The sequence below is a fragment of the Desulforadius tongensis genome (genome assembly GCF_016907915.1).
GTDB classification, from domain to species: Bacteria; Bacillota; Desulfotomaculia; order Desulfotomaculales; family Desulfohalotomaculaceae; genus Desulforadius; species Desulforadius tongensis.
The window spans coordinates 1-6,066 of the sequence record NZ_JAFBCW010000050.1 but is presented as its reverse complement, the minus strand read 5'-3'; the positions used below and the strand labels follow the sequence as shown (position 1 = coordinate 6,066).

Here is a 6,066-nt window from a genome sequence, read left to right as displayed (position 1 = left end):
CGCATCTCCAAGCTCATGATAATTTGTTCCGGGGTAAAGCCCAGTTCCTCCAGCACCGGCTGGGTAAATTTGATCATCACCGGCGGCCCGCAGATGATGCAGGCTGTATTCTCCGCGCTGGGAGCCACTTCTTTGGTTACCGTGGGCACAAAACCGGTGCGCCCCTCCCATCCTTCCACAGGACGGTCGATGGTGGTAATCATGTTGATGTCCTCCCGGCTCTCCCATTCTTTTAACTCGTCTTTGTACAGTAAAAGTCCGGGGTTCCTGGCACCGTAAATCACTGTCAGCTCCCCATAATCCCCTCTCCGGGCCGGATCCAAAATGTACTGAATGGTGGATCGCAGGGTGGTAAAGGCAAAACCACCGCCGATAATGACTATGTTCTTGCCCTTCAGTTCTTCCAGCGGATACCAGTTGCCCAGCGGCCCCCGCACACCTACTATGCTCCCTTCCTCCAGCAGGTGCAGCGCTGTGGATACCACTCCCACTTTGGCCACTGAAAATTTCAGTATCCCGGGCTCATTGGGGGCCGATGCAATACCAAAGGGCGCCTCCCCTTTGCCGTACACCATTATTTCAGCAAATTGTCCCGGCAGGTATTTGAACCGCTCTTCGTCTTCTTTGTTTACAAATTCCAGGGTAAAGGTGTGAATCAATTTGTCCTCTGTCTCGGTAAAGTTCTTTACCAATCTCATCGGTATCGGCACATACGGGTTGTTGTTGTTCATATCTTAACTAACCTCGCTTCCGGTGTCCTGTGCTTTAATTTCCGCCAGTACTTGCCGGATGTCCATGTTCACAGGGCAGTTTTTGATGCACCGGCCACAGCCTACACAGGCGGTGGCGTTGTATCTCTCCACGAAGTAGTTGAATTTGTGCATCACGCGCTGTCTCCAGCGCTCTTTTCCGCTGGTACGCGGGTTGTGTCCAGACCCGTGCAGCGTAAACAGCGGGAACATACAGGAGTCCCAGTTCCTTACCCGGCACCCGTTGCAGTCCCTGGCTTCGTCCGCTATGTCAAAGCAGTGGCAGGTGGGACACAGGTAGGTGCAGGCCGCGCATCCCAGGCACTTCTCGTGCAGTTTGTCCCAGTAGGGGTGGTCAAACATCCCGTCCAGTTTCTCTTTTAAACCGGTTATGTCCACTTCACTACCCGCTTGGGCCCGGCTTTTTATCTCTTCTGCCCGGGCTTTGTCTTCTTCACCGGCTTCTTTCAGGTTTAATTTCAATAAAAATTCTTTCCCCTGCTCCGTTACCGCTTCGGCCAGGTATGCTTCTCCCAGGTCGGTTAACATTACGTCGGAACCGTCTGTGTCAAAGGGACCGCTGTTTACCGAGCTGCAGAAACAGGTGCTCTCCGGTTCGCTGCAGCCCACGCTTACTATGATGGTGTTCTTCCGGCGGGTTGTGTAGTATACGTCTTCGTACAGGTCGTTGTGGAATACGTTGTCCAGCAGCATCATGGATTTGGCATCGCAGGGCCGCACACCAAAAGCAATGCTTTTGGTGTCATCTATTTTGTCCTCCATCCTTAACCCTTCGCTATCTACTTGATAGCTGAACAGTTCCTCGGATTGAGGGAAAAGGATTTCTTTCGCTGGCTTCTTGGATGTGGTGCCCAGTTTGGCACGGGCACCTTCTTCGATCGCTTCGAAGACTATGCTGCCGTCCTTTTCCACCGGCGCGTATACCCGGTATTCTTTTACCAGGTTATCCAGCAGCCCGGCAATTTCGCTTTTATTGATGATCAACCTTTTTCACCTCATTCCTTCATCAAGAACGGTTGTGGATCTTCTGTGCTAAAGTCGCTCAGTACCGGCTTGTCGTCGGGGTTCAGTCCCGCTTCATAGCCAAAAATCTCTTTTACGTCTTTTACTCCCTTGCGGGTTAAAAGTGACAGCTTGATGCCCATGGGACAGGCCCTCTCACAGGCCCCGCAGTCTGCACATCGTCCCAGCTGGTGGAATACCCGTACCCCTTGGAAAATCAGGTTGTCTTTGACGCTGTTGGCCCGCTTGCTGATCCACTGCGGACGGGAGCTGTCCACAAAGCATTCTTCGCAGTAGCACATGGGGCAGGCGTTCCGGCAGGCATAGCACCGTATGCATTTCTCCATCTCTTTGGCTAGAAATTCCGCCCGCTCTTCAGCGCTCAGCGCTTCGAATTCTTCTACCTCTTTAAAGCTCACTTCTTTGGCCGGCACTTCTTCGCCCACCAGCTCATCATATATTACAGGGTTGCCGTATGCACACCGGGCGCAGGTGTCGTACAGCAGTTCCTTCCTGCTGCTTTTCTCTTCAAAGCCTCGACCCTTTAGCACTACTTCTTCGCCATTTATTTCGGCTTCCAGTATCTCTCTGCCGCCAACCAGTTCACTGGCTTTGCCGCGATCTATCATCCCCTGGCAGGGTACGCCAATAATGTACAGCTTTTCCCGGTCGATTTGGTTCTCTTTCATTAAGGCCACTATTGCGCGCACGTCGCAGCCTTTGGCCACCACCGCCACTTTTTCCTCCCGTTTCCTCAGGTAGTTGGCCAGGTTGTTCTCGCAGTATTCGTTCCAAATCAGCTCCCCTGCTTCTTCTACCGTCCTGGCAAAGTAAGGTGTGCTGCGGAGCGGCAGGCTGCCCTTGGCAAACCCCACCACCAGGTCTACTTTCTTCTCTTCTAAAAGTTTTTTGGCGGTGTCTTGTATTACTTTACTTAGATTTTGCATCCGCTACACCTCAATCTGCTTTTTTGAATACCCCTTTGGGGGGGCCCAGTTCTTTTATTCTTTCGCTTACCTTGGTCGCCACGTCGGCAAATCTTCCTCCCTCAGCTGCAGACACCCAGGTGAAGTTTACGCGGTCTTCTTCTACTCCCATGTAGTTAAGAAGGCTCTTTAACAATGCAAATTTACGACGGGCCACGTAATTGCCACTAACATAGTGGCAGTCGCCGGGGTGTCAACCAGAGGTCAGTATGCCGTCGGCCCCGTTCCTCAAGGCTGAAAAGATGAATAACGGGTTTATCCTGCCTGAGCAGGGTATCCGCACAACGCGGAGGTTGGTGGGGTATTGGAGCCTCCCAATACCCGCCAGGTCCGCGCCGGCATAACTGCACCAGTTGCATAAAAACGCTATGATTTTCGGTTCGTATGCCATACATTAACCTCCTGTCCTAAAGCGCGCTCAGCATGGCCATGATTTGCTCATCGGTGCACCCTTTTACACTGATGGCACCGCACCGGCAGGAAGATGCGCAGGCGCCGCACCCCTTGCACAGAGCTTCGTTGACCACAGCCGCTTTTTCTTCCGGATCTACTTTAACCGCTTTGGCCGGGCATACAGCTTCACAGCTCCCACAGGCAGAGCACTTCTTCTTGTCTACCACTGCGCTCTTGCCTTCCACTGTAATATGCTCTTTGGCCAAAACTGTTGCTGCACGGCCTGCTGCCGCTTTGGCCTGGGCAATGTTCTCTTCCAGGTTCTTGGGCCCGTGGGCCAAACCGCACATGAATACTCCTTCGGTGCTGAAGTCCACAGGCCGCAGTTTTAAGTGGGCCTCTAAGAAGAATTTGTCTTCGTTTAACGGCACTTTGAAAAACTTGGACAGCTTTTGGTTGTTTTCTACCGGCGGTACAATGGCTGCCGCCAGGCCGATCACGTCGGTGTATATCTCCACCGGCTCGCCCAGCACGTGATCGGTTACCGTCACTCTTAAACCGCTGCCGGCATTCTCTACCACCGGTTTGCTGTCCACGCTGTACCGGATGAAGATTACTCCTTTCTGCCGTGCTTCGGTGTACAGGTCTTCGTAAAATCCGTAGGTGCGAATGTCACGGTATAAAATGTATACTTTGGCCTCCGGACGCCGTTCTTTGATCTTCAGCGCGATCTTAATGGATTTGGTACAGCAGATGCGGCTGCAGTACGGCCGCTCTTTATCCCGGGAACCCACGCATTGGATCAGCACCACGTTGTTTACTTTGTCCAGTTTGCCCGCTGCTATCTCTTCTTCCAGTTCCAAAAGCGTTCTTACACGGTGGTTCTCCCCGTACAGGTATTCCTCGGGCTTGTATTCTTCTGCTCCGGTGGCTATTACTGTTACGCCGTGTTTAATTTCTTCGCCGCCGGTCAGTTTCGTGCTGAAGTTGCCCACAAAACCGCTTACATCGGCAATCTCTTCGCCGGTGTATATCTTTATCCGTTCGTTTCCTTTTACTTGTTCTATCAGTTGGTTAAGGTAGGTTTGAACGTCTTCTCCCCTTAACCCGTAATGCAGCCGCCGGGCAGTACCTCCCAGTTCCTGTTCTTTTTCCACCAGGTATACCTGGTAGCCCTGGCCGGCCAGGTTTAAGGCGTTGGTCATCCCTGCCACGCCGCCGCCTATTACCAGTACATCGTGGTTCATTTCCAGCTGCACCGGGTGCACCGGTTGGGCCAGCGCCACTTTGTTTACCGCCATCTTAACCAGATCTTTGGCTTTCTCGGTGGCTTTTTCCGGCTCGTTCATGTGTACCCATGAACACTGGTCGCGAATGTTGGTCAGCTCAAACAGGTGCGGGTTTAATCCCGCTTCTTTTAGGGTCTCTTGGAACATGGGCTCGTGGGTCCGCGGGCTGCAGGAAGCCACTACTACCCGGTTTAGGTTGTACTCTTTGATGGCCTCTTTGATCTGGGCCGATGAGTCCTGTGAGCAGGCGTATATCTTGTCGGTGGCCAGCACTACCCCGGGCAGCCCCTTGGCGTATTCTACCACGCTGGGTACGTCTACCACGCCGCCAATGTTTATCCCGCAGTGGCACACAAATACCCCGGTACGGATGATTTCGCCCTCCACGTCTTTTTCCGGCGGGTATTCTTTTACTTTGGTCAGCGTCCCCTTGGCTTCTGCCAGCAGCGCCTGGGCTTCCCCAGCAGCGGCACTGGCCTGCATTACTGTTTCCGGTATGTCCCGGGGCCCGGAAAATGCTCCAGCCACATATATACCCGGTTTGTTGGTGTTAATCCCGCTTAAAGGCTGGGCTTCGCAGAAGTTGTATTTGTTCAGTTCTATCCCCAGTTTCTTGGCCAGTTCCACCGCTTCGCCCCGGGGCTCTAAACCAACGGACAGTACCACCAGGTCAAATTCTTCGTACTTGATGGTCCCGTCTTCTAAGGCATAGCGGATCTTTACCGCCCCTTCTTCTCCCGGCCTTACTTCATACACACGGTTCCTTATGAACCTCACACCGTGTTCTTCTTTGGCCCGCTCATAGTATTTCTCAAATTCTTTGCCGTAGGTTCTCATGTCCATGTAGAAAATGGCGGTGTCCAGTTCTCCCGGGCTGTGTTCCTTGGCAATTACTGCCTCTTTGATGGCATACATGCAGCATACCGATGAGCAGTAACCATGGTCGTTTTTGCAGTTCCGGGAACCAACACATTGAATCCAGGCAATCTTCTTCGGCTCCTTGTGGTCCCATGGGCGTATCAGGTGCCCGCCAAAGGGGCCGGAAGCAGACAGTATCCTCTCAAATTCCAAACTGGTCACCACGTTGGGTACTCTACCGTACCCGTAGTAATCCAGCTTGGCGGCATCAAAAGCGTCAAAACCGGGCATCAGAATAACTGCGCCCACTTCTATCTCGGTAGTTTCGTCGGCCATCTCGTGGTTGATGGCTCCGGCCTGGCAAACTTTTAAACATTTACCGCAGGCCTTGGGATTCTTAAATTTTAAACACCTGCTCTTGTCGATAGCGTAGGCATTGGGAAAAGCCTGTGCGTACAGCTTGTAGATGGCTTTCCGCTTCCCCAACCCCTGGTTAAAGCTGTCGTCCACTTTAACGGGACATTCTTCGGCACAGGAACCGCAGCCGGTACATTTGAGGGGGTCTACGTAGCGGGCCCGGGTCCTGATGGTGGCCCTGTAGTTCCCAGCTTCGCCCTGTAAATCTATCAAATCGCTGTTGGTCATTACGTTAATATTTAAATGCCGGCCGCAGTCCACCAGCTTCGGCGACAATATGCACATGGAGCAGTCGTTGGTGGGAAAGGTTTTGTCCAGCGCGGGCATTACCCCGCCTATGGCCGGGCTGCT

5 protein-coding genes are annotated in these 6,066 nt (G+C 52.9%); all 5 read right to left on the bottom strand.

Annotation, left to right across the window (positions count from 1 at the left end; all coding sequences use genetic code 11):
- A partial coding sequence (locus JOC37_RS12955; protein ID WP_204619557.1) for an FAD/NAD(P)-binding protein occupies positions 1-731 on the bottom strand: 731 nt, incomplete at its 3' end.
- A gap of 3 nt (positions 732-734) precedes the next feature.
- Positions 735-1,754 (bottom strand): 4Fe-4S dicluster domain-containing protein, encoded by a 1,020-nt coding sequence (locus JOC37_RS12950; protein ID WP_204619555.1) that lies wholly within the window; start codon positions 1,752-1,754, stop codon positions 735-737.
- A gap of 11 nt (positions 1,755-1,765) precedes the next feature.
- A complete protein-coding gene (locus JOC37_RS12945) occupies positions 1,766-2,719 on the bottom strand; it encodes a 4Fe-4S dicluster domain-containing protein (RefSeq protein WP_204619553.1) in 954 nt (317 codons plus the stop codon).
- A 10-nt stretch (positions 2,720-2,729) separates the two neighbouring features.
- Positions 2,730-3,149 carry a hydrogenase iron-sulfur subunit gene (locus JOC37_RS13395; protein WP_238480928.1) on the bottom strand — a complete coding sequence of 140 codons (420 nt, stop codon included), beginning with the start codon at positions 3,147-3,149 and terminating at the stop codon, positions 2,730-2,732.
- 16 nt (positions 3,150-3,165) lie between these two features.
- On the bottom strand, positions 3,166-6,066 hold a 2,901-nt coding region (locus tag JOC37_RS12930; RefSeq protein WP_204619547.1), incomplete at its 5' end, for an FAD-dependent oxidoreductase.